Source organism: Pseudobutyrivibrio sp., from assembly GCF_017471675.1.
In the GTDB taxonomy this organism is placed as follows: Bacteria; Bacillota; Clostridia; order Lachnospirales; family Lachnospiraceae; genus Pseudobutyrivibrio.
In genome coordinates this window covers 53553-78423 of sequence record NZ_JAFUSK010000039.1, presented here as the reverse complement: position 1 = coordinate 78423, position 24871 = coordinate 53553, and the positions used below count along the sequence as shown (strand labels likewise).

The following is a 24871-nucleotide window of genomic DNA, read 5'->3' as shown; positions in this document are numbered from 1 at the left end:
CCTCTTGCTCGCGCTTGCCAACACTTTGCAGTCGTCTCTGAAAAACAAAAAGCCCTTAGTGATATGGTAACACTAAAGGCTTTAATTGATGCAACCAGCACAACCTCGGCAAGCGCGAGCAGGAGGGCCCCATGGCTTGCAACAGAGGGGACCCACGCCGGCGGGGAGTTTCTGTTGCAAGACAATGGGAGGTGGCCTGCGGGAGCATGTAAACCTAAGGATGGTTGCATCCCCTTATAAAATTATCTTACGAGGGCAGGCTTCGGCGCATTTGCCGCAGCCAGTGCACTTGTCTTGGTCGATGTGGGCGAAGAAGCCATCTACGTGGATGGCGTCTGCTTCGCAGACCTTTTCGCACTTGTGGCATCCGATGCAGCCTACCTTGCAGACAGACATTACGTCTTTGCCTTTGTCGTTGTTGTGGCAACGAACGGCATGTCCAAAGTCGTAAGGGATGAGTTCGATTAGGTGGTTAGGGCAAGCAGCTACGCACTTACCGCAGGCTTTGCAGGCTTCCTTGTCTACTAGGGCTACCCCATCTACGATGTGGATGGCGTCAAATGGACAGGCCTTTACGCAAGTTCCAAAGCCCATGCAGCCATAGGAGCAGGCTTTAGGACCACCGCCTGGTACGAATGCCATTGCTTTACAATCTTCTACACCGGTGTATTCGTAAAGCTGAGCTGCATTGTCGCAGGTGCCATGGCACATTACAAATGCTACCTTGCGGACACTTTCATCAGCTTCTACACCCATTATTTCGGAAATCTGTGCTGCAACAGGTGCACCACCTACAGGGCACTGATTAACAGGTGCTTCTCCTTTTGCAATAGCAGCTGCAAGACCAGAACATCCAGCATAGCCACAACCACCACAGTTATTTCCAGGTAAAACTCCAAGTACAGCCTCTTCCTTTGGGTCAACCTCAACCTTAAACTTCTCAGCAGAGAAGCAAAGGAAAAATCCAATAATACATCCGGTAGCGCCAACAATAACAGCTGCCAGTAAAATTCCTGTTATACTCATGTGGGCACCTCCTTATATTACTCCAGAGAATCCAAGGAAAGCCATAGCCATAAGACCTGCTGTAATAAGCACGATGGCAGAGCCCTTGAAAGTCTGAGGAATGTCGTTGTATTCAATCTTCTCACGAATGCCAGCCATAATAACGATTGCAATTGTAAAACCAACAGCAACGCCAAATCCATTGATGACTGATTCTAAGATATCGTAATTGTTAGTAACATTGTTGATGGCTGTTCCAAGAACGGCACAATTAGTAGTAATCAGCGGTAGGTAAACACCAAGTGACTGATAGAGGGATGGCACACTTTTTTTAAGGAACATTTCTACAAACTGAACTAAGGCAGCAATAACAAGAATGAATACAATAGTCTGCATGTATTCAAAGCCTGTAGGTGCTAAGATAAATTTGTAGATTATTGATGTTACGAAGGATGCTATAGTAATTACGAATATTACCGCCCCACCCATACCAGCAGCTGTTTCAACTCTCTTTGAAACTCCAAGGAAAGGACATAGCCCAAGGAACTGAGAAAGAACAACATTGTTAACGATTGCTGATGCAACAAGTAAAAGTATAAGACCTGTGACGTAACTCATTATCTTTCCTCCTTTCCATCCTCTTGATGTACATAAGATTTACCTGTACATGCTGATGATAATGTGCAACCTGTACAATCTCCTGCCAAACAGCCCTGTGCCTTAGGAAGAGGCTTGCCTGCTTTTTCCATTTTGCGTCTAATCACATTCATGATTGCAACTAAAAAGCCAAGCACGATGAATGCACCAGGTGCAAGTCCAAACAAAGTAATATGGAAATTATTAAGCGGAGTGATTGTTATATCAAATATAGAACCATTTCCAAGTATTTCTCTTACAATACCAATAAGTGTTAGGCCAACTGTAAAGCCAAGTCCCATTCCTATACCATCAAACATAGATGGAATAACAGGATTCTTAGATGCATAGCTTTCTGCACGTCCTAAGATAATACAGTTTACAACGATAAGAGGAATGTAGATTCCAAGGGATGTATAAAGGGCAGGTAAAAACCCCTGCATCAAAAACTGTACTATTGTAACAAAGGATGCAACAACAACTATGAATGCTGGCATTCTAACTCTGTCTGGAATAAGATTTCTAAGGGCTGATATCATCATATTAGATAATACCAATACCACTGTTGTGGAAAGTCCCATTCCTATACCATTGATGGCTGATGTGGTAACTGCAAGAGTTGGACACATACCAAGCATAAGTACAAAGGTAGGATTTTCTTTCCAAAGTCCGTTATATAATCTTTCTAAATTCTTATTCATTTGATGCACCTCCTACCAAAGAATTAAAGTAGGTGACACCAGCATTAACTCCATTTGTGACAGCCTTAGATGTAATTGTAGCTGCAGAAATGGCATCAATTTCAGATGATTCGTGGGCACCAGTTTTTGTAACAGTAAAAATCTCAGCATTTCTTGCTACAAACTGAGAAGAGAATGTACCTTCTCCTTCATCTCTAGCCTTCATACCAAGACCAGCTGTTTCTGCAATATTTGTAATTGAATAACCGTTTATAACACTATCATTTGTTATTCCAACAGAAAATGTAATATTGCCGCCATATCCTGCAGATGTGGTAACAGTAATTACATATCCAAGAGGATTACCAGATGCATCGAGCGCCTGAACACAGTTATCAATTGTTTCATCAGTAAAGCCTGCATCCTTTACTATCTTTGTAGCAGCTTCCGAATCGAAGCCATCTAAATCACTAAATGATGCAGCATCAGCAAAAACTGTTTGGTATGCCTTTTGTAAGGCAGCCTCCTCAGCCTTTGCTATAGGAGCCTTTGTGATTTCGTAAACAAGACCAAGTGCAAAGCCTGCAATAACGGTAATACAAGTAAGGATAAGTGCGTCTTTTACTAATTTATTCATTAGACTTCACCTCCTTTGATTTCTTAACCTTGGCAACACCAAATGCTCTAGGAACAGTAACCTTTTCAATAAGAGGAACAAGAAGGTTGCTAAAGATAATAGCATAGCTAACACCCTCTGCACTATTTCCAAATATTCTAAATAAACCAGTGAGAACACCTAAGCAAATTCCAAATATAACCTTGCCCATAGGTGTAATTGGCGATGTAACATAATCTGTTGCCATAAAGAATGCACCAAGCATTAAACCACCACCACAAAGATGAGCAACAAGGAATGTAGCATCAAAACCATGACCACCAAATAAAATAATAAATATTGCAAATGTCACAATATAAACTCCAGGGATGGTAAGGTCGATTACCCCAAGGAGAATCAAAATGATTGCTCCAATAAGAATACAAAGAGCACTGGTTTCACCGATTGTACCACCACATCTACCAATCAACATATCAAGAGTATTAACAGCATCTCCCCCTTTTAAAACTGCAAGAGGTGTTGCCGATGACACTCCATCAAACTCAAAATTAGTCATGGTAGCCGCAAAGGAAATTAGAAGAAAAACACGACCTCCTAATGCAGGGTTCATGAAATTCTGTCCTAATCCACCAAAAAGCATCTTTACAACAACAATTGCAAATACACTACCTAGCACAGCCTGCCAAACTGGAAGTGTATGAGGAAGGTTAAGTGCAAGCAATAGTCCTGTAACCACTGCGCTTAAATCATTGATTGTATTTTTCTTTCCAACTGCCTTTTCAAATAAAAACTCTGATAAAACACATGTAATAATACATACTGCCACAAGCAAGAGTGCCCTAAGTCCAAAATTAAAAATACCAAAAATCGTAGTTGGCATGAGGGCTATAATGACGTAAAGCATAATACGGCTAGTATCGTCCTTTGCTCTAACATGTGGAGATGAAGAAACGTTTAATAAATTACTCAATTTTCACCCCATCCTTTCTACTTTTTTCTTTTATCTGCAAGTACCATCTTTTTCATTGTCTTAATAGACTGTGCCAAAGGCTTTCTAGCCGGGCAAGCAAAGCTACAGCTGCCACACTCAATACACTCTAAGCCGTACCAGCTTTCAAATTGTTCTTTGTCATCATGCTCTGAAAACTTAGCAAGTCTAGATGGAATAAGATTCTCAGGGCAGGCTTCAACACATCTGCCGCAATTAATGCAGGCAGTTGTTTCGTACTTAGAAACCTCATCCTCTGATAAACAAAGAAGTGCACCTGATGTCTTAGTTGTAGGAATGTCTGCATCCATTACAGCAAATCCCATCATAGGACCACCGGAGATTATCTTAGCTGGTTCTCTAACAAATCCACCTGCTGCCTCTAGGATTTCCTTGCAACTCATTCCTATGCATATACGATAATTGCGTGGTTCCATAACTGCATCACCAGTAAGTGTAAATATACGATCCATTACTGGCTTTCCCTCTACTACAGCAGTATAGATTGCATTAATAGTAGCCACGTTATCTACAATACATCCTGCATCTGCTGGAAGCATCTTAGAATTGATTTCTCTGCCTGTGCAGGCCTTAATAAGCTGACGCTCACCACCCTGTGGATACTTTGTCATAAGTGGCACTACCTCAATACGAGATTCCTTAGCAGTAAGCTCTGAAAGAGATTTGATAACATCGCTTTTGTTATCCTCAATACCAAGCAGTCCCTTAGCATTAGGGAAAAGCTTAAGAATAATCTTCATACCATTAATAAGCTTTTCAGGCTCTTCCACCATGCTTCTGTAATCTGATGTAAGATAAGGCTCACATTCAGCACAGTTAGCAATTATAAACTGAATTTTTTCTGGATTTTTAGGAGATAATTTGACATGGGTAGGAAAACCTGCACCACCCATACCTACGATACCAGCATCCTGAATCTTTTTAATAATGGCTTCGTTGCTAAGGCTTTCGTAATCCTCACAGCCCTCGAAACCTGTTTCGATAAATTTTCCGTCGCTGGTTATAATAATAGAATTTACCATGTCTCCAGTGGCAACTCGTCTAGGTTCGATTGCCTTAACAGTACCGGAAACACTTGAAAAAATAGGAGCAGAAACAAATCCGCCAGCATCTGCTATCTTCTGTCCTCTAAGCACCATGTCACCAACATTTACACATGCAACTGCCGGTGCACCAATGTGCTGAGACAGAGGAAAAACCATTTCGCCCTGTGGTAATAAATCCTTAATAGGCTTCTCTTTAGAAAGCTCTTTGCCATCATAAGGATGCACTCCACCTTTAAATGTTTTAAGGCCCATTAGCTTACCCCCCTCTTTCTTTTCATAATTATTACTTAAATTATAGCATTTTCGCATAAGCAAAAAGATAAATTTTATCATTTATTTTGTACATTTTTTAATACCAAACTGTTAAACTTAGTGTAAAATTTAACAATAGTTTATGAATGGACATATTTAGAAATGGAAATAATTAATAACACCTATAAGTTAGAAAAAACAAACCGTATATACGATACTTATTTTGATGAAAACACTTTATTTTTTGATATTGAATGTACTGGCCTCTCCCCAAGAAAATCTTTCATCTATTTAATTGGGTATGCCACAAGATGCGTTAATGACATAACCATCACTCAACTTCTTGCTAAAAACGAAGCTGAGGAAATTGAGATTCTTACGGAATTTGAGCATGTAATGGAAAGCTTTGACAAGCTTCTTGGCTTTAATTCTACACGTTTTGATGAATCCTTCATTGTAGAAAGATGCAGGAAGTATAACTTTGCCACAAAGATAAAGTCAAAGAATCATATCGATATGTATCTTCGCTCTACAAAGGCAAGATGCCTTCTTGATTTGCCTAACTACAAACAGAAAACTATAGAAGAATTTTTAGGATTACATAGAGATGATAAATATAATGGCGGCGAGCTAATTCCTGTATATCAGCATTATTCTTTGATGAATGATGACAAGTCTAAAGCGCTTATTCTTCTTCATAATTTTGAGGATGTAAAAGGAATGATATTTATTACAGACATTCTTGCTTACCCAGAATTGCTCACTACGGATTTACGATATTTGAATCATACAATTGAAGATAATAAATTACGATTTGAAATTGAAACAGATTTAGAATTGCCAAATCCCATTAGCAAACAAAGAGAATATGGTCTATATATTATAAAAAATAATCGTATATACGTTACATTGAATCTATTTGAAGGAGAGCTTTACACATTTTTGCCAGATTACAAAAACTATTATTATCTTATTAACGAAGATATTATCATCCCAAAATCAATAGGCGAAAGCATGGATAAAGAATGTCGTCGCCCTGCAAAAAGAGCTGATTGTAAAGCAAAAAAAGAAGGGCAATTTCTTGCCCTTCCTGAAAAGATCGATATAGGAACCACTCGCACCTTCAAACCAACCTACGAATCCAAGGAAACCTACATAGATATCTTGGACCTCACCCCAACCCTGCTGGTTAAGGTATGCAGATATATGCTAAAACATTAAACCTTTTCATAATAGAATGAGTAACGTCTCTTATATCCAAGATCCTTGTAGTCTATGACCTGCTCGGTAGATCCAATAAATAATATACCGCCCTGCCTTAATGATTTTGCAAACTTGGCATATACTTCATCCTTTGCTTCATCGGTGAAGTATATGAGCACGTTTCTACATACAATCATGTCATAGTTGCTAGGATATGGATCCCTAAGAAGATTGTGTTCCTTAAATTCAACACACTTCTTTACTTCTTCGCTAATCTGGAAAGAATTTCCAACAGGTGTAAAGAACTTCTTTTTTAGGTCAGCAGGTACACCTGCAATACTCTTTGCATTGTAAAGTCCCACCTTTGCAGTTGCAATAACCTGCTTATCTATATCCGTTGCAAAAATTTTAATTTTGTTAAGTGGCAAATGCTGCGAAAGAGCCATAACTAAAGAATAAGGCTCGTCACCAGTAGAGCATGCAGCACTCCAAATCTTAAGGTTCTGTCCCGAATGCTTCATAAGCTCTGGAATAAATTCCTTAGTCATAAGTTCCCATTGTTCAGGGTTTCGATAAAATTCAGACACATTGATAGTAAGGAAGTTTACAAATTCATCAAAAACCTCTTTATCCTTTTTTAGAAGTCCAACATATTCGTGATATTCCTTACATTTGTGCTTAGTAACAAGAGAATCTATACGTCGGCGCATCTGTTTTTCTTTGTAAGAGCTTAAATCGATTTTGGTAAGATCATAAACTTCTTTCTTGAAACCATCGTAATTCTCCATATAGTTTAACTCCTATCTTAAAATAAAAATTAGTTACGCTCTAAATTGAGTTAATTATACTAATCAATTGTGTCTTTATTGTTACTAATCTAAGAATTAAATAAAAAAGAGCCATTAGCATAGCCAATGACTCTATCTTTACATTATGTGATTAAAAATTACTCCTCAGAAGCAACCTCTTCGATGTTAACATCTGCAACGTCAGCTTCATCAGCCTCTGGCTCAAGGAGTGCCTTAATAGAAAGGCTAATCTTCTTCTCAGCATCGTTGAACTCAACAACCTTAGCTTCAATATCCTGACCAACTGTAAGAACATCAGAAGGCTTTTCAATACGATCCTTAGAAATCTGCGATACATGAAGAAGTGCATCGATTCCAGGAGCAAGCTCTACGAAAGCACCGAAGTCCTTCATACGAACTACCTTGCCCTTAACTACAGAACCAACAGCATACTTCTCAGCAGCACCGTTCCATGGATTCTCATCATCAAACTTGCAAGAAAGTGCAATCTTGCCGTCCTTAATCTCCTTAACAAATACCTTAATTGTATCGCCAACATTAAGAGTCTTTGTAGGATTCTCAACACGACCCCAGCTCATCTCAGAGATGTGAAGAAGTCCATCAGCACCACCTAAATCGATGAATGCACCAAAATCCTTAACATTCTTAACTGTTCCTTCGAATTCCTGACCTACAGCAATCTTTGCCATAAGTTCTTCCTGAGCTTTAGCTCTATCTGCAACAAGAAGAGTCTTTCTGTTACCAATAATTCTACGACGCTTTGGATCGAATTCTGTGATAACGAAGCTAATTTCCTGTCCCTGATACTTTGTAAGATCCTTTTCGTATACATCTGAAACGAATGAAGCAGGAATAAATACTCTAGCCTCATCAACAACTACAGTAAGGCCGCCCTTAAGCACCTTATCAACTGTTGCTGTAAGAACTTCACCGTTCTCGAATGCTTCAGCAAGTCTTTCATTGCCCTTTTCCTGAGCAAGTCTCTTGTAAGAAAGAAGAACCTGTCCTTCACCATCATTAACCTTGATTACGATTGCTGATAAAGGATCACCAACTTTAACTACAGTAGTAAGATCAACATTTGATTCGTTTGTGTACTCTGAACGTGTAATGATACCATCTGACTTGTAACCGATATTTAAAACGATTTCATCTGGCTTAACGCTAATAACAGTACCGTCTACTACCTCTCCATTGTGTATAGTTTTAAATGATTCCTCCAACATTTGTTCAAAACTCATTTCTGACATTTCTTTTGAACCTCCTCAATAATATTGTTTGGGGTGGATGCCCCTGCGGTAATACCTACACTTTCAATGGAACTAAGGTCAGATGGCTGGAAATCATCAGCCGTCTGTATATAGTAAGTATTGTTGCATCGTGTTTTGCATATCTCATACAACTTCTGCGTATTAGAAGAATTCTTACTTCCAATAACTAACATGGCATCAACTGAAGATGCAATCTCTGCAGCTTCAACCTGTCTCTTATTAGTCGCATCGCATATTGTATTCAAAACAATAATATGATAACCTTTTTGCTTTATAATTTCAACTAATTCTTGAAATTTATTATGATTAAAGGTGGTTTGAGAAACAATACATATATCTCTATCATAATTAACTGAAAAGTCTTTAGCACACTGCTCTCCTGAAATCACAGTATAATCTTCACCATTAATCCATCCGATAATGCCTCTAACTTCGGGATGATCGGGATTTCCAATAATCACAATATATTCCCCATTTTTAGAATGTTCATCCACTGCTCTATGTATTTTTTTTACAAAAGGACAGGTAGCATCAATAACATTATGCCCTTTTGCCTTAAGCCCATCTTCTACAGCTTTGGTAACACCATGGGAACGAATAATAACAGTGCCTGGTGTATATGCCTTATCCACATCCTCTTCCATAACGGTAACACCGTGGGCTTCAAAATCCTTCACAACCTCTTCGTTATGTATGATAGGGCCATAGGTATATAGCGGACCCTGTCCTTCGGAAATTTGCTTTTTTACAACATCAACCGCCCTTTGCACTCCAAAGCAAAACCCAGCTGACTCAGCTAAAATAACATTCATACCTTACCTACTTATTACAAAGATTAATAATTGCATCAACCACTTCGTCAATAGTCATATCTGAGCTATCTACTAAAGTAGCATCCTCAGCCTGCTTAAGTGGGCTGATTTCTCTATGGGAATCTCTATAATCTCTTTCTTCTATATCCTTAGCAATCTTATCAAAATCAGGATTTTCTCCCTTAGCCTTAAGCTCATCAAATCTTCTCTTAGCGCGGCACTCAACAGATGCTGTAAGAAAAACCTTAACATCTGCATTAGGAAGTACGACTGTGCCAATATCTCTTCCATCCATAATAACATCTGTAGTCTTAGCAAGCTCCTGCTGTAGGGCAACAAGCTTTGTACGAACTGCGCCATATACAGATGTTGCACTAGCCATGTTGCCAACCTCTTCTGTACGAATAAGACCTGTAACATCCTCATCGTTAAGGATTACATGCTGAGCACCATCCTGATACTTAATAGAAACCTTAATATCATCTACCGAAGCTGAAATCTTAGCCTCATCATCCTTACTAATATTAGCACGAAGAAAATACAAAGCCATTGCTCTATACATTGCACCTGTGTCAACATACACATATCCCTTCTTCGCTGCAACAGCCTTAGCTATTGTAGATTTGCCTGCACCTGCAGGTCCGTCAATTGCAACATTAAATGCCATTAATCTATCCTCCAAAATATATTTAATCTATTGAAATACCTGCTAAATAACCTGTTGACCAGGCAATCTGCAGATTGAAACCGCCGGTAAAGGCATCAAGATCAAGAACCTCACCAGCAACAGATAATCCATTTATATTTTTACATTTCATTGTGGATGGGTCAATATCTTTTACAGAAATTCCACCCTGGGTAATTATAGCTTCCTTGTATTCCCTAAGACCTGTAATGGTAAAAGGAAAGGCCTTAAGCAAATGAACCAAATCATTTCTTTCTTCCTTTGTAATAGAATTGATTTGTCTCATATCATCAAAATCTAAAATATCAGTAACTACAGGCACCATTGATGAAGGAAGAAGCCCACGCAGCACAGAGCTTAAATGCTTGTTCATATTATCATTAAAATCTCTAAGGATTCTTGCATCTAATTCATCAAATGATAAAGCTGGCTTTAGGTCAATAGAAGCCTTGAGCTTTCCAGCCTGTGTGAGCTTTTTTCCGATAATAGAGCTTGCTGATAATACCAAAGGACCTGATACGCCAAAATGGGTAAACAGCATCTCACCAAAGCCATCGTAAATCTTCTTTTTACCATCAGATATAGTAAGAGTAACATTCTTAAGGGCAAGACCTTGCATATTGGGGATATAGTCCTCAGCCACGTTTAATGGAACAAGGGCAGGACGTGTATCTGTAACCTTTAGGCCAATGTCCTTAGCCCATTTAAGTCCATCACCTGTAGAGCCAGTAGTCTGATATGACAGACCACCGGTGCAAAGGATTATTGCATCTGCATTTATAGTTTCTTTATTCTTAAGCCTTACACCGTATGCTCTTTCATCTTTAATCAGAATCTGTGCAACTTCAGTATTTAGCCTAACATCTATATTATATTCATTAAGCCCATTCTTAAGAGCCTTTGTAATATCTGATGCATGATCAGATACAGGAAAAGCTCGATTTCCTCGCTCCACCTTAGTCTCAGTTCCATGCATTTCAATGAAATCTATCATTGCATCAGAATTAAATGTGTAAATAGCGCTATATAAAAACTTAGGATTACTTACCACATTCTTAAGAAAATCTTCTTCACTGCAGGCGTTTGTAAAATTACATCTGCCCTTGCCTGTGATATATATCTTCTTTCCAAGCTTTTCATTCTTTTCAAGAAGAATAACTGAATGTCCACACATTCCAGCCGCGTAAGCCGCCATCATACCTGCAGCACCGCCGCCTATAACTATAACCTTACTCATTAGTTCTCTCCTGGGTAATACATCTTAAGGGAATCGTCCACCAAATCAATCTCATCATTCTCATAAAATTGATAATCGTTCCAGACTTCCTCAATCATTTCTAGATTCTTGGCCACCTGAGCCTGACGCTTGTTGCAAAGTGCCACTATCAGGGCATTTATAACAGAAAGTGGTGCCACCAAAGAATCAACTGCAGCATGCATATCACTTTCTGCAATAAGATTGCATGAGCTGTAAAGGTTCATTGGAGAATGAATAGAATCTGTAATAGTGATTACATTAGCCCTTCTGTTATTGGCAAACTCCAGCGCCTTAAGGGTACGCATGGAATATCTAGGAAATGATATACCGATAATACAATCCTCTTCTGTAATATGTATCATCTGCTCAAATAATTCCGACGTTGAACTGGTCTGCAGGTTTACTACATTATCAAAAATCATATTAAGATAAAACGAAAGAAATGATGCAAGTGGCGCACAGGTACGGATACCTACAACATAAATACGTCTTGCATTAAGTATTGTCTCAACAGCATTGTCAAATGCAGCCTCATCAATAGATTCCATAGTATTCTTAATCTTTAGTGCATCAGAAGAAAGCACTGTGCGAAGAACACCGTTTTGCTCGATACCACCGTTTGTTATCTCTATTCTATCGGATGTGTTAAGCTTGTTTCTAACCAAGCCTTCTAGAGCCTGCTGAAACTCAGGATATCCCTTATAGCCAATAAAGGATGCAAAGCGCACAACTGTAGATTCAGATACGCCTATAATCTCACCAAGCTTTGCAGCAGTAAGAAAAACTGCCTTGTCGTAATTATCAATAATATAATTAGCAAGCAGCTTCTGCCCCTTTGACATCCTGCCATATTTCTCATTAATTTTTGAAATTAAATCTGTAGTAGTAGCCATAAAATACCTCATATATGTTTATTGAGATATTTATTATATTAAAAAAAAATAGGCAATGCAAGAAATCTTGCATCGCCTATTAAATTTAAAATTAATAATACTATACAGGATAAGCCTTGTTTACAGTATCAGCCTTTTTAGGGTCAACCTTTGTCTGCTGAGCCTCACGATACTCGAAGAATTCTGTAGCTACCTTTGGGAACAAAGCGTAAGATAAAACATCTTCATCCTGCTGCTTCCATCTAGCACACTCTTCTTCAAACTTCTTAAGACCTGGCTCAAGTAAATCTGCTGGACGGCATGTAATAGCCTTATCCTTGTCAGCGCCAAGTGCCTTCTCAACAACCTCTGGGTTGAATGGCTTAACTGTCTGGCCATACTTACCAAGAAGGATATCCTTAGTCTGCTCTGTTACTACCTTGTATCTTTCACCCATAAGTACGTTGAATACAGCCTGAGTACCAACGATCTGTGATGAAGGTGTAACAAGTGGTGGCTCACCGAGATCCTTACGTACACGTGGTACTTCCTCAAGAACCTCGCGAAGCTTATCTTCCTTACCCTGCTCCTTTAACTGGCTGATAAGGTTTGAAAGCATACCGCCAGGAACCTGATAACGAAGTGTATTGATGTTAACACCAAGAACCTTTGTAGACATAAGTCCACTCTCGATGCACTCTTCTCTGTAAGGACGGAAGTAATCAGCGATTTCAGAAAGAAGCTCCTGATCAAATCCAGTGTCGTATGGTGTGCCTTCAAATGCAGCAGCCATAACCTCTGTAGCTGGCTGTGATGTACCAAGTGCGAATGGTGACATTGCACAGTCAATGATATCTGCACCAGCTTCAACAGACTTAAGATAAGTCATACTTGCAACACCTGATGTGTAGTGTGTATGCATTTCGATTGGAAGGGATGTAGATTCCTTTAAAGCTGTAACAAGCTCATAAGCCTTTGCAGGTACAAGTAAGCCTGCCATATCCTTGATACAGATAGAATCTGCGCCCATATCCTCGATACGCTTTGCAATATTCTTCCAATAATCAAGTGTAAAAGCCTCGCCAAGTGTATAAGAAAGAGCAACCTGAGCGTGACCATTTTCCTTCTTTGTAGCATTTACTGCTGTCTGAAGGTTTCTAATATCATTTAAGCAGTCAAAAATACGAATGATATCAATACCATTTGCAATTGACTTCTGAACGAAATATTCTACAACATCATCTGGATACTGGCTGTATCCTAAGATGTTCTGACCTCTGAAAAGCATCTGAAGCTTTGTGTTCTTAAATCCATCACGAAGCTTACGAAGTCTATCCCATGGATCTTCCTTTAAGAATCTAAGGCAAGCATCGAATGTAGCACCGCCCCAGCATTCTACTGCGTTGTAGCCAACCTTATCCATCTTATCAATGATAGGAAGCATCATAGAGGTAGGCATACGAGTTGCTATAAGAGACTGATGTGCATCACGGAGCACTGTCTCTGTAATTTTAACTGGCTTTGGACTAATATCTGCCATAAAATTTATTCCTCCTATTAATTTTAAAAAAATATGAAGAACTGCCATTGTAATTGCCTTCGGCAAAGGCAGTTCAGGAAACTAAGGAATCTTCCCACTAAAGTGGGCCCCTCCTTAGTTTATACACCAAAAATAGCCATAAATACACCGGCTGCAACTGCAGTACCGATAACACCGGCAACGTTAGGTCCCATAGCATGCATAAGAAGGAAGTTTGTAGGATCCTCCTCTGCGCCAACCTTCTGAGAAACACGTGCAGCCATAGGAACGGCAGATACACCAGCCGAACCAATAAGTGGATTAATCTTACCATGTGTAAGATGACATAATAACTTACCGAATAATACACCAGCAGCTGTACCAAATACGAATGCTACAAGACCAAGAACTACGATTTTGATTGTAGCTGCATTAAGGAATGCCTCAGCTGATGTAGAAGCACCTACAGATGTACCAAGTAAAATAACTACAATGTACATAAGAGCATTAGATGCTGTTTCTGTAAGCTGGTTAACAACGCCTGACTCCTTGAAAAGGTTACCAAGCATAAGCATACCAACAAGAGGTGCTGTTGTAGGTAGAATCAAACATACGATGATAGTAACTACAATAGGGAATAAGATTTTCTCTAGCTTAGATACAGGTCTAAGTTGAGCCATCTTAATTGAACGCTCCTTCTTTGTTGTAAGAGCCTTCATAATAGGTGGCTGAATAATAGGTACAAGTGACATATATGAGTATGCCGCAACAGCAATAGGTCCCATAAGTGCTGACTGTCCTAATTTACCAGCTAAGAAGATAGATGTAGGTCCATCTGCACCACCGATGATTGATACAGCAGCTGCTGCCTGATCTGAGAATCCCAAAAGGATTGCAAGAAGGTAAGCTGTGAAAATACCAATCTGTGCAGCCGCACCAAGCCAGAAGCTGATTGGGTTGGCAATAAGTGGACCGAAATCAGTCATAGCTCCAACACCCATGAAAATAAGTGATGGAAGAATTGAATACTCATCAAGAGTATAGAAATAATAAAGCAAGCCGCCTACACCATTAGATGTTTCCTCTGGTGAAGCAATAATATCAGGATAGATATTTACAAGTAACATACCAAATGCGATTGGAAGTAAAAGTAAAGGCTCATATCCCTTCTTGATTGCTAGATAAAGGAAAACACAGGCAACCGCTATCATGACATAGTTACCCCAAGTCAGATTGAAAAATGCAGTCTGATGTGCGAGGTTTAACAATGTCTCTCCAACGTAACTCATGTGTAATCCTCCTATTAGTTCATAGTTGCAAGTAATGCGCCAGCATCAACCTGCTGACCTTCGTTGCAGTTGATAGATGCAACAGTACCATCCTGTGGTGCAACAACAGGTGTTTCCATCTTCATAACCTCAAGAACAACAACTGGGTCACCCTTCTTTACAGCTGTACCAGCACTAGCTGCAATCTTAACTACCTTACCAGCAGCACCAGCTTCAATCTTAACAGCACCAGCTGAACCTGTGCTTGCAGGTGCTGCAGGAGCAGCTGCCTTAGGTGCAGCGGCAGGTGTTACAGGAGAAACTCCTGAGCCTCCCTTATCTTCTACAGTTACATCATAAACTGTTCCATTAACAGTAATTGTATAATTTTTCATGGTATTCCTCCTAAACTCTAACGTCTTTTCTTAATTGAACGAACTACAAACGAATCTGTAGAAGCGCCTGTGCTTGCAGCAATTGCGGCAGCGATAACTGCTACTAACTGCAAATCATCTGTTTCATTTTTAACTGGTGCAGATACAGCTGCTACAGGTGCCTGGGCTACTGCCTCTTCCTTAGCCTTTGCGCTGTTCTGAACCTTAGAAATAAGCTCGAAGCTCTTAATAATACCAGACATTACAACAAGCATTGCAAATACAATAAGGATACCCATTACTGTATTAAGTCCTGCCTTAGCCATTGTTTCTCCAAGAGAATATACAGGCTCGATATTGATAGCAGTAGCACCGCTCTTCATATCATTTGCATTAAATACAACTGTGAGCTTTAAATCTCTCTTAGAATAATGTCCGATAAGTGTTGCTGTAATTGTTTTACCTGACTTTGCTACATCAAATGCCTTGATTCCGCCAATGTTGAAGCTTCCAATATTGACGCCACCAACTACTGCATTGTTATCATAGTAATCTACGAAATCACCCTTTAAGCTATAGCATTCTTTCCAATCAGCGAACAAGCCAGCTGAAACCTGATCATCTGAGCTTTCAGCCTGTGTAATATAGCTATCTGCTGTAAGGTCATCAATCTGCTCTAACTGAGACATTGTATTCTTAAGCATTGTTTCGTAGTTTGAAACTGGAAGACCACCGATTGTTTCATCAGCTTTGCTTCCACAAGCAGTAAGGCCAAGCATTAAAGCCAAGGTGCATAAAACCATTAATAAATTTTTTCTCATAATGTTTCACCTTCCTGCTCTAAAAGAACATTTCAAATCCTGCAATAATGTATTTTCTAGCATCTGCCATAGAAACAATTCTATCAATATGTCCATGAGCTGCTGCTGTAAGTGCGCTATCCTGTAAAGAAGCGTAATCCTTTTCGATAGCAGCTGCATCAGTGCCATTATCTGCAAGAATCTTAGCTGCCTTAGAAGCTTCCATAGCTCCAACTGATGTTGAATCAAAAGCGTATACTAAATCAGCTCCAAGTGCCTTAGAGTTCATAAGAACATAAGGAGTACCATAAGCCTGCTTTGTAATAAGGTTAAGCTTTGGTACGCTAGCATCTACAAATCTCTGTGTCATCTGTGAAAGAGCTCTTGGAAGACGTCTTTCCTGGCACTTGCAAGACTTAAATGCTGCAACATTTGTAATAGAAAGAACTGGGATTTCGTACATATCGCAAAGATCAACGAAATCAGCTGCCTTCTCACAGCCTGCAGCTGAAAGGTAAGCCTCACCGTCTACCTCACGGTTACCAACCACACCGATTGTTACACCGTCAAGTTTCATAAGACCTGTAACCATTTCCTTAGCAAAACCAGCCTTAAGCTCGATAAACTGTCTGTTATCTGCAAGCTCTGTTGCAACTAAAGCTGCATCTGTAAGCTTGCTATTAAGTCCCTCTGCTGCTCTGTTAAGATCATCAGATGCCTCTACGATATCGTTAGGAATCATAGAGATAACCTGTCTAATTGAAGCAACAACCTCTGAAAGGGAACCTACGCAATCTACTGTACCAGCTTCTTCAAACTGGAACTTAGCAGATGAAGTATCACAATCATTGCCAGTAATAGTATCTGGTGAATTGATGTAAAGTGAAGCGCCTTCAACCATAAATGTGAAATCTGCAAGTGAAGGAAGAACTGAAAGTCCACCACCGCAGTTGCCAGCTACACACATAAGCTGAGGAATAACCCCCTTAACATCAGCTGCTCTCTCGATTACTGAACCAAGTGCCTCAAGAGCATCAAAAGACTCCTGTAGACGAACACCGCCACAATCAATAAAGCCAATTACTGGAGCTCCTACCTTAAGAGCCATGTCATAAAGAGAAAGAATCTTCTTAGCATGCATTTCACCAATTGTACCGCCTAAAACATCGGCATTCTGGCTGAATACGAAAACTAAGGTTCCGTCTACAAGACCATGTCCAATAATTACACCATCTGATGGTTCTTTTTTTGCATTCAGGTTAAAATCTGTGTTTCTGCTTGTGACTAATGACTGCAACTCAACGAAGCTGTTTTCGTCCAATAAAGCATTGATTCTAGCCTGAGCCTGATTTGAATCACTACCCATCTTATACCTCCATTTATATAAAATATTTCAAAATTTCTCGCAAGTATAATGATATCGTTTTTGCCCCATATTTTCAATGCAGTTGTGTTAAAATTATGTTAAAAATATGTCAAAAAAACCACCCTAAAATTTGGGTGGTTTTTTGATTGACAATTAGATTGTAACCTCTACATTATTAGCTTCGTTTTCAGCCTCCTGCTTGAACTCTTCTATCTGTGTCTGAGAAAGCTCTGGAAGCTCTTCGATAGAGCTTACGCCAAATGAACGTAAAAACTCCTCTGTAGTACCAAAAAGCATAGGACGGCCTGGGGCATCAAGACGACCAAGCTCTGTACAAAGCCCAAACTCCACAAGCTTTGAAACAGCAAAATCACAGGAAACACCCCTGATTTTTTCTATCTCAGATTTAGTAATAGGCTGCTTATAAGCAATAATAGAAAGTGTCTCAAGAAGAACATCTGTAAGAACGTACTTCTTTGGCTGCTTAGCTATTCTAATAAGATATTCATAAATATCAGGGCTGGTACACATCTGGTAAGCCCCATCTATTTCTGTAATAGTAATACCTCTATTATCCTTTTCGTAATCTTCCTTCAAGGCCAAAATAGCCTCTACAACCTGCTTATCATCAATCTCAAGAGCCTTAGCTATCTTAGATGGCTCAACAGTACCACCCATAGCAAACAAAATGCCCTCTACTATATTTTTAATCTCTGCTAATTCCATATTCTCTCCATATCAAAGTATTATGCAGCAATCTTAGATTCAATCAAAATATCTGCAAATGTATCTTCCTGTGCAATATTAATCTGACCAGCCTTCATCATCTCCAAAATACAAAGGAATGTAACAATAACCTCTGTCTTAGAATGTGCTGCCTCAAGAAGATTTCTAAAGCTAAATGTATTATGCGCCTTGGCAAAAGCGATAGTCCACTCCATCTTCTGCTCAAGGGAAACCTCTTCCTTCTTAATCTTACCAAATGTAGAACGGATTGGGTCCCTTCTATTATCCTGTCTCTTAAGAACCTGATTAAAAATATCATTCAGCTTATTAAGTGTTAAATCACCCATAAGCTCTTCCAAATCAACAGGCTGCTCATACTTAAGAACCTCCTCAGGAATAGTAGGCTCCTTATAAAACACAAGGCTTGCATCCATCTGTCTATCCCTAAGCTCATAAGAAATAGTCTTATACATCTTATATTCAAGGAGCTGTTGAACAAGCTCTGCACGTGGATCCTCTTCTTCCACATCCTCCTCTTCCTTCTCTTCACGTGGAAGAAGCATGCGGCTCTTAATATCAAGAAGTGTGGTAGCCATAAGCAAGAACTCGCTCATAACATCCAAATCACTATTATCCATAGCCCTAACGTATTCCATATATTGGTCTGTAATCTCAACAATAGGAATATCATAAATATCAACTTTATTCTTATCTATCAGGTGCAAAAGTAAATCCAAAGGACCCTCAAACGCCTGAAGCTTTACATGCATCTCCAAAATAAATTCTCCCTTCCTATCCATCAAAATGCATCCTAGTACTCCGTGCTCCCGGAAGCCATCTCCCATTGGAGTCAAGGGAACCTCCCTAAAGGGTCCCTCCTTAACTCCATGGGGCCCTCTTCCTCGCGCTCGCCAAGGTTGTGTGGCATTTTGATTAATGATCTACAGATTCATTACAATCTTCTACGAACATAAAATAGTCTCACACGTAGAGACTACGCATGAGACTATTATAAAAGACTATATTGTGCATGTCAATATGAGTGACCACTAGATTTAGTAGTCTGACAATTCTAGAGGGACTCTAGGGTCTTGCGGATTTCGATGATGAAATCGCGAGAATTGAGAACTGTAGGGTTCTCGATTGAAGTGATAAGTGCCAAATCCTTAGTCATCTTGCCATCCTCGATTGTCTTGATACAAGCCTTCTCAAGTTTATCAGCAAATGCTGAAAGCTCAGGGATGTTATCAAGCTCTCCGCGCTTTCTAAGAGCTCCTGTCCAGGCAAAGATTGTAGCTACAGAGTTAGTAGATGTCTCCTCGCCCTTAAGATGCTTATAATAGTGACGCTGTACTGTACCGTGAGCAGCCTCGTATTCATAGTAGCCAGCAGGGCTAACAAGAACTGAAGTCATCATAGCAAGTGAACCGAAGGCTGATGAAATCATATCTGACATAACATCACCATCATAGTTCTTACATGCCCAGATAAATCCACCCTCAGACTTCATAACACGAGCTACTGCATCATCAATAAGTGTATAGAAGTATTCGATACCCGCTTTATCGAAAGCATCCTTATATTCCTTATCAAATATCTCCTGGAAAATATCCTTGAATCTATGGTCATACTTCTTTGAGATAGTATCCTTTGTAGCAAACCACAAATCCTGCTTTGTATCAAGAGCAAACTTAAAGCAGCTATGAGCAAAGCTCTCAATAGAATCATCAATATTATGCTGTCCCTGAACTACGCCAGGTCCATTAAATGTATGAACAAGTGCTCGCTCTTCAACACCATCTGCATTAGTATATACAAGCTCAACCTTACCAGCACCTGGAATTCGCATTTCAGTGTTCTTATAAACGTCACCATATGCATGACGGGCAATTGTAATAGGCTTCTTCCAGGTCTTAACATTTGGGTCAATGCCCTTTACAACTATTGGAGCTCTAAACACAGTACCATCAAGGATTGCACGAATTGTACCGTTAGGACTCTTCCACATCTCCTTAAGATTATACTCTGTCATACGAGCAGCATTAGGAGTGATTGTAGCGCACTTTACGGCAACGCCATACTTCTTAGTAGCTTCAGCGGATTCCACTGTAACCTTATCATCTGTCTCATTTCTGTTCTCTAATCCAAGATCGTAATACTCTGTCTTCAAATCAATAAATGGAAGCAATAGCTCATCCTTAATCATCTGCCAGAGGATACGAGTCATCTCGTCGCCATCCATCTCTACTAGGGGTGTTGTCATCTGAATCTTGCTCATACTTATTCTCCTTACACTTTAGTCCGCCAAATGTTGCCGAGGTTTCCGTGCTCCCGCAGGGCACCCCCCATACTTTCGCATGGGAACCCTCCCGCCGGCGTAGGTCCTTCCCATGCTCGGTATGGTGCCTCCCTGCTCGCGCTTGCCAAGGTTGAGAAACATTTGGCTCATGAAAAAAATTTAGTAACTATGATTAATCTACTTTACTACGAGGTTTACGATCTTGTTAGGTACGTAGATTTCTTTTACGAGGTTCTTGCCATCAAGAGCCTTTGCGACAGCTTCGTCAGCCTTGGCTGTGGAAAGAGCTGTGTCTTTGTCGCATCCATTAGGGATGGTAATTGTAGCCTTAAGCTTGCCGTTGACCTGAACTGCGATTTCGATAGTAGATTCTACGATTTTGGCAGGGTCGTATTCTGGCCATGCAGCAAGTGAACAGTAGCCTTCGCCACCAAGCTCTGCATACATCTCTTCTGCAAGATGTGGAGCAAATGGGCAAAGAAGCTTAACAAGGATAACGAGATTGTCCTTTGTAATATGTCCTTCGGCAACGATATCGTTGAGAAGTCCCATCATAGCTGCAATAGCTGTGTTGTACTTCATAGCTTCGATATCTTCTGAAACCTTCTTGATTGTCTTTTGAATACCTGTCTCAATCTTTTCGCTGTTAGCTTCATCTGAAACTATGTCTGTAAGACCTGCAAAACGCTCTAAGAATCTCTTGCATCCACGAACTGAAGCATCTGACCAAGGAGCTGCTGCGCCGTAATCACCCATGAAAAGTACGTAAGTACGAAGTGTGTCAGCACCATAAGCATCTACAATATCAAGTGGGTCAATAACGTTTCCACGAGACTTAGACATCTTCTGTCCATCCTCACCAAGAATCATACCCTGAGCGCTACGCTTTAAATATGGCTCTGGAGTATTAACTACACCAAGGTCATAAAGGAAGTGATGCCAGAAACGTGAGTAAATTAAGTGACGTGTAACGTGCTCCATACCACCGTTATACCAATCAACTGGCATCCAGTAGTTAAGCTTGTCCATAGCAGCAAATTCATTATCGTTGTGTGGATCGATGTAACGAAGGAAGTACCAAGATGAACCAGCCCACTGTGGCATAGTATCTGTCTCACGCTTTGCAGCACCACCACACTTAGGACACTTGCAATTTACAAAGCTTTCTACTCTTGCAAGTGGTGACTCACCATCAGTACCAGGCTCGAACTTCTCCATTACTGGAAGCTTAAGTGGAAGCTCCTCAAATGGGACTGCAACATCGCCACATGTAGGACAGTGAACAATTGGAATAGGCTCGCCCCAGTAACGCTGTCTGTTAAATGCCCAATCCTTCATCTTGAACTGAACACCAGCCTTACCGCAGCCTAATTTCTCAAGCTCTGAAATCATTCTATCAATAGAGTCCTTCTTGTTGTTAAGACCATTTAAGAACTCTGAGTTAATCATGTTACCTTCGCCTGTGTATGCTTCCTTAGTAACATCGCCACCTTCGATAACAGGGATGATATCGATGCCAAACTTGGTAGCAAAATCCCAGTCACGCTGGTCGTGAGCAGGAACAGCCATGATAGCACCTGTACCGTAGCCCATCATTACGTAATCTGAAATATATACAGGAATTTTCTTGCCAGTGATTGGGTTGATTGCATCAAAGCCCTCTACCCTAACGCCTGTCTTGTCCTTAGAAACAAGCTGTGTACGCTCGAACTCAGACTTCTTCTGACACTCAGCTCTGTAAGCTAAGATAGCGTCCATGTTAGAAATCTTGTCAGCGTACTTATCAATGTATGGGTGCTCTGGTGCAATAACCATAAATGTAACACCGCAAAGCGTATCAGGACGAGTTGTATAAATCTCAAGCTTGTCCTCAATACCATCTAATGTAAAATTAACAAAGGCACCCTTAGATTTACCGATCCAGTTAACCTGCTGCTGCTTAATGTTCTCAGGGAAATCAAGTCCGTTAAGTCCCTCAAGAAGCTTATCAGCGTACTCTGTAATACGAAGATACCAAACATCCTTTTCCTTTTGGATAACATCAGTATCGCAGATATCACACTTACCGCCCTGTGAATCCTCGTTTGAAAGAACTACCTTACAATGTGGACAGTAGTTAACTAAAGTCTTATCTCTGAATACAAGACCCTTTTCGAACATCTTAAGGAAAATCCACTGAGTCCACTTGTAGTAATCCTCCTGAGTTGTGTCGATTGTACGGCTGTAATCAAAAGAAAAACCTACGCTCTTAAGCTGTTTAGTGAACTTCTTAATGTTGTCGTCAGTAATCTTTCTAGGATGAGTGTTTGTCTTTACAGCGTAATTCTCTGTAGGAAGACCAAATGCATCGAATCCGATAGGGAATAATACATTGTAGCCCTGCATTCTACGCTTTCTAGAAACTACCTCAACAGAAGAATAAGCCTTGATATGACCAACGTGCATACCAGCACCTGATGGATATGGGAACTCAACCAATCCATAGAACTTAGGCTTATCAGAACCATCAACAGCCTTGAAAATATCGTCTTTTTCCCAGGCTGCCTGCCATTTTTTCTCAATTGCTTTAAAATTGTGCTTCATCTATTTCACCTCGTAATAATCTAACTAAACAAGAATTATAATAAAAGCTGTGTAGATTTGCAATAAATCTACACAGCTTAAAATAATTTTTTATATATAAGCAATAATTAAGTCCTGTAACTCTTTAAAAACTTTTGTTTATCTAATAATCCTTCGCTATTGGCAACTATTGTTGTTACTACCACATCTCCCAAGCAATTGCTGACTGCTAAAAACATTCCTACTATCGGGCTTATTCCTATAACAAGCTCTAAGGCGCTGGTAGGCACATTAAGCTGAGTTAAAAGCGCGGATAAACATATTATCAAGCCTCCTGGCACACCTGGTGCACCAATAGAGAATATAATAATAGAAAGGGCAAATGATAACATTGCCGCAACCGAGACATTTACCCCGTACATTTTAGCAAGTGCTAGTGCTTGTACCGCAAGAAAAATACAAGTTCCATCCATATTGATGGTAGCTCCAAGAGGAATGGAAAAGCTATACACCTTTTTGTCTATACCTAATTTCTTCTCACAGGCTTCCATATTGATAGGAATTGCCGGATTGCTGGCAGCAATAGAAAATACATTAAGCATAGTTGGAAAATATTTCTTAAGAAATACAATAGGATTAAGCCTTCCAAAAATTAAAAGTAACAGGCAATAAATAATCATCATACATATTATGCCAAACAATAATGATGCAACTATGCCAATAAGAGAAAGCAAAGTATCTACCCCAAGTGTAAGTATAAGTGATGTGATTGAGCAGTATACAGCAATTGGCATAAATAGCATAATTATAGAAATAATCTTTAAAAAAAGCTCATTAAAAGCCTGCAAAAGATTTCTAAGTGAAGTTGAATATTCACCAATCATGCCAACAGCAATTCCACATAGGATTGCCAAAAAGATTAGCTGTAGCATATTAGATTCCAAAAAAGGTTTTACAAAATTATCAGGAACAACGCCTACTATGCTATCTAATAACATATCAGACAAAGAGGTCTTTTCTGCTTGCTCTTCCACAAAATCCGGATGATTAACAATTTCCCTTCCAGGCTTTAATAAAAGGAAGGTCATTATCCCAACAAAAGTCGCAATTAATGTGGTGCAAAAATATGATATAAGGGTTTTGATGCCAACTCTTCCAAGCTCCTTATAGTTTGAAAAACCACTAACACATGAAATAATTGAAAAGAAAACCACTGGCGCAACAATAGCCTTTAGAGCATTTAAAAACATAGTTTTGACAGGAACAAGCAAATAGTGACAGAGATTTTCATTAAATGAATCTGCCCCTATGCCCGTAAGCAGTAGCCCGGATAATAATGCAAGTGATAGAGCCCCTAGCGTCCTATATAAAAGGATATGCTTGGATTTATGTATAGTCATTTTTACATTATTTTTTCCTAACTTGTGATTATACTGTAAATCATCTACATAAGCCTTAAATAAAGCACCTCTGATTATGTTTTGTGCTTCGTCACCATCAACACAATCAATAGATTCCTTCACACCTTTAATACCATCTGAGATACTAAATTCCTCTCCTGTAGAATGAAATTCTATGGTAGTTTTGCCAAAGATGCTATTAATTGCTATGTCAATTTCGCTGTCACTTTCAGCATGATCTATAAGACTGCCTAAAGCCTCCTCCACAGTAAGAATCGCCCTGCCTATTTCCTTGGTTGATACATTATGCTTTTTTAAAATACCATTAACGCTATTTAACACCCCATCAACGGCATTATATTTTGCTGGAATTCTTATATGTTTTCTCATATTCTACAAATAA

23 protein-coding genes are annotated in these 24871 nt (G+C 39.6%); 1 reads left to right on the top strand and 22 read right to left on the bottom strand.

The window, feature by feature from the left end; translation table 11 throughout:
* Positions 1–234: 234 nt before the first annotated feature.
* From IJ535_RS07040 to rsxC, 6 genes are read right to left on the bottom strand one after another with little or no spacing between them, the layout of a single operon-like run.
* On the bottom strand, positions 235–1026 hold the full coding sequence (locus tag IJ535_RS07040; protein ID WP_294300557.1) for an RnfABCDGE type electron transport complex subunit B: 792 nt from the start codon (positions 1024–1026) through the stop codon (positions 235–237).
* A gap of 12 nt (positions 1027–1038) precedes the next feature.
* Positions 1039–1623 carry an electron transport complex subunit RsxA gene (gene rsxA / locus IJ535_RS07035; RefSeq protein ID WP_294300554.1) on the bottom strand — a complete coding sequence of 195 codons (585 nt, stop codon included), beginning with the start codon at positions 1621–1623 and terminating at the stop codon, positions 1039–1041.
* Complete coding sequence (rsxE, locus tag IJ535_RS07030) at positions 1623–2342, bottom strand: electron transport complex subunit RsxE (protein WP_294300551.1); 720 nt, start codon at positions 2340–2342, stop codon at positions 1623–1625. The genes rsxA and rsxE overlap by 1 nt, the downstream gene beginning before the upstream one ends.
* Positions 2335–2958 carry an RnfABCDGE type electron transport complex subunit G gene (locus tag IJ535_RS07025; RefSeq protein WP_294300549.1) on the bottom strand — a complete coding sequence of 208 codons (624 nt, stop codon included), beginning with the start codon at positions 2956–2958 and terminating at the stop codon, positions 2335–2337. Before IJ535_RS07025 ends, rsxE begins: the two co-directional genes overlap by 8 nt.
* Entirely contained in the window at positions 2951–3907 is a 957-nt protein-coding gene (locus IJ535_RS07020) for an RnfABCDGE type electron transport complex subunit D (RefSeq protein ID WP_294300546.1), read from the bottom strand. The genes IJ535_RS07025 and IJ535_RS07020 overlap by 8 nt, the downstream gene beginning before the upstream one ends.
* A gap of 17 nt (positions 3908–3924) precedes the next feature.
* The gene (gene rsxC / locus IJ535_RS07015; protein ID WP_294300544.1) at positions 3925–5244 is read right to left on the bottom strand and encodes an electron transport complex subunit RsxC; all 1320 of its coding nucleotides are present in this window, start codon (positions 5242–5244) and stop codon (positions 3925–3927) included.
* 162 nt (positions 5245–5406) lie between these two features.
* On the opposite strand from rsxC, the gene IJ535_RS07010 reads away from it, so the two are divergent.
* On the top strand, positions 5407–6465 hold the full coding sequence (locus IJ535_RS07010; RefSeq protein ID WP_294300540.1) for a ribonuclease H-like domain-containing protein: 1059 nt from the start codon (positions 5407–5409) through the stop codon (positions 6463–6465).
* Here IJ535_RS07010 and IJ535_RS07005 read toward each other — a convergent pair.
* The 16 genes from IJ535_RS07005 to IJ535_RS06930 form a co-directional block, all read right to left on the bottom strand.
* A complete protein-coding gene (locus tag IJ535_RS07005) occupies positions 6462–7235 on the bottom strand; it encodes a CheR family methyltransferase (RefSeq protein WP_294291305.1) in 774 nt (257 codons plus the stop codon). The two genes, IJ535_RS07010 and IJ535_RS07005, sit on opposite strands and share 4 nt — an antisense overlap.
* Positions 7236–7393: 158 nt before the next feature.
* A complete protein-coding gene (gene rpsA / locus IJ535_RS07000; protein ID WP_294300536.1) occupies positions 7394–8506 on the bottom strand; it encodes a 30S ribosomal protein S1 in 1113 nt (370 codons plus the stop codon).
* Entirely contained in the window at positions 8494–9339 is an 846-nt protein-coding gene (gene ispH / locus IJ535_RS06995; RefSeq protein WP_294300534.1) for a 4-hydroxy-3-methylbut-2-enyl diphosphate reductase, read from the bottom strand. The genes rpsA and ispH overlap by 13 nt, the downstream gene beginning before the upstream one ends.
* Before the next feature lie 7 nt (positions 9340–9346).
* Positions 9347–10006, bottom strand: a complete 660-nt coding sequence (gene cmk, locus IJ535_RS06990; RefSeq protein WP_294300531.1) for a (d)CMP kinase — start codon at positions 10004–10006, stop codon at positions 9347–9349.
* Between the two features lie 22 nt (positions 10007–10028).
* On the bottom strand, positions 10029–11261 hold the full coding sequence (locus IJ535_RS06985; RefSeq protein WP_294300527.1) for an NAD(P)/FAD-dependent oxidoreductase: 1233 nt from the start codon (positions 11259–11261) through the stop codon (positions 10029–10031).
* Positions 11261–12175 carry a MurR/RpiR family transcriptional regulator gene (locus IJ535_RS06980; protein WP_294300524.1) on the bottom strand — a complete coding sequence of 305 codons (915 nt, stop codon included), beginning with the start codon at positions 12173–12175 and terminating at the stop codon, positions 11261–11263. The genes IJ535_RS06985 and IJ535_RS06980 overlap by 1 nt, the downstream gene beginning before the upstream one ends.
* A gap of 100 nt (positions 12176–12275) precedes the next feature.
* Complete coding sequence (locus tag IJ535_RS06975) at positions 12276–13694, bottom strand: oxaloacetate decarboxylase subunit alpha (protein WP_294300521.1); 1419 nt, start codon at positions 13692–13694, stop codon at positions 12276–12278.
* A 119-nt stretch (positions 13695–13813) separates the two neighbouring features.
* On the bottom strand, positions 13814–14962 hold the full coding sequence (locus IJ535_RS06970; RefSeq protein ID WP_294294639.1) for a sodium ion-translocating decarboxylase subunit beta: 1149 nt from the start codon (positions 14960–14962) through the stop codon (positions 13814–13816).
* A 14-nt stretch (positions 14963–14976) separates the two neighbouring features.
* A complete protein-coding gene (locus tag IJ535_RS06965; RefSeq protein WP_294300519.1) occupies positions 14977–15336 on the bottom strand; it encodes a biotin/lipoyl-containing protein in 360 nt (119 codons plus the stop codon).
* Between the two features lie 17 nt (positions 15337–15353).
* Positions 15354–16136 carry an OadG family protein gene (locus tag IJ535_RS06960; protein ID WP_294300516.1) on the bottom strand — a complete coding sequence of 261 codons (783 nt, stop codon included), beginning with the start codon at positions 16134–16136 and terminating at the stop codon, positions 15354–15356.
* A 19-nt stretch (positions 16137–16155) separates the two neighbouring features.
* Positions 16156–17481, bottom strand: a complete 1326-nt coding sequence (locus tag IJ535_RS06955) for a carboxyl transferase domain-containing protein (RefSeq protein ID WP_294300515.1) — start codon at positions 17479–17481, stop codon at positions 16156–16158.
* A 153-nt stretch (positions 17482–17634) separates the two neighbouring features.
* Positions 17635–18207 carry an SMC-Scp complex subunit ScpB gene (scpB, locus tag IJ535_RS06950; RefSeq protein ID WP_294300513.1) on the bottom strand — a complete coding sequence of 191 codons (573 nt, stop codon included), beginning with the start codon at positions 18205–18207 and terminating at the stop codon, positions 17635–17637.
* Between the two features lie 20 nt (positions 18208–18227).
* Positions 18228–18983, bottom strand: a complete 756-nt coding sequence (locus IJ535_RS06945) for a segregation and condensation protein A (protein ID WP_294300559.1) — start codon at positions 18981–18983, stop codon at positions 18228–18230.
* Between the two features lie 296 nt (positions 18984–19279).
* On the bottom strand, positions 19280–20485 hold the full coding sequence (locus IJ535_RS06940) for an NADP-dependent isocitrate dehydrogenase (RefSeq protein WP_294300509.1): 1206 nt from the start codon (positions 20483–20485) through the stop codon (positions 19280–19282).
* A 198-nt stretch (positions 20486–20683) separates the two neighbouring features.
* Positions 20684–23089, bottom strand: a complete 2406-nt coding sequence (gene leuS, locus IJ535_RS06935) for a leucine--tRNA ligase (protein ID WP_294300507.1) — start codon at positions 23087–23089, stop codon at positions 20684–20686.
* 107 nt (positions 23090–23196) lie between these two features.
* Entirely contained in the window at positions 23197–24858 is a 1662-nt protein-coding gene (locus IJ535_RS06930; RefSeq protein WP_294300504.1) for a cation:dicarboxylate symporter family transporter, read from the bottom strand.
* Between the last annotated feature and the right edge of the window lie 13 nt (positions 24859–24871).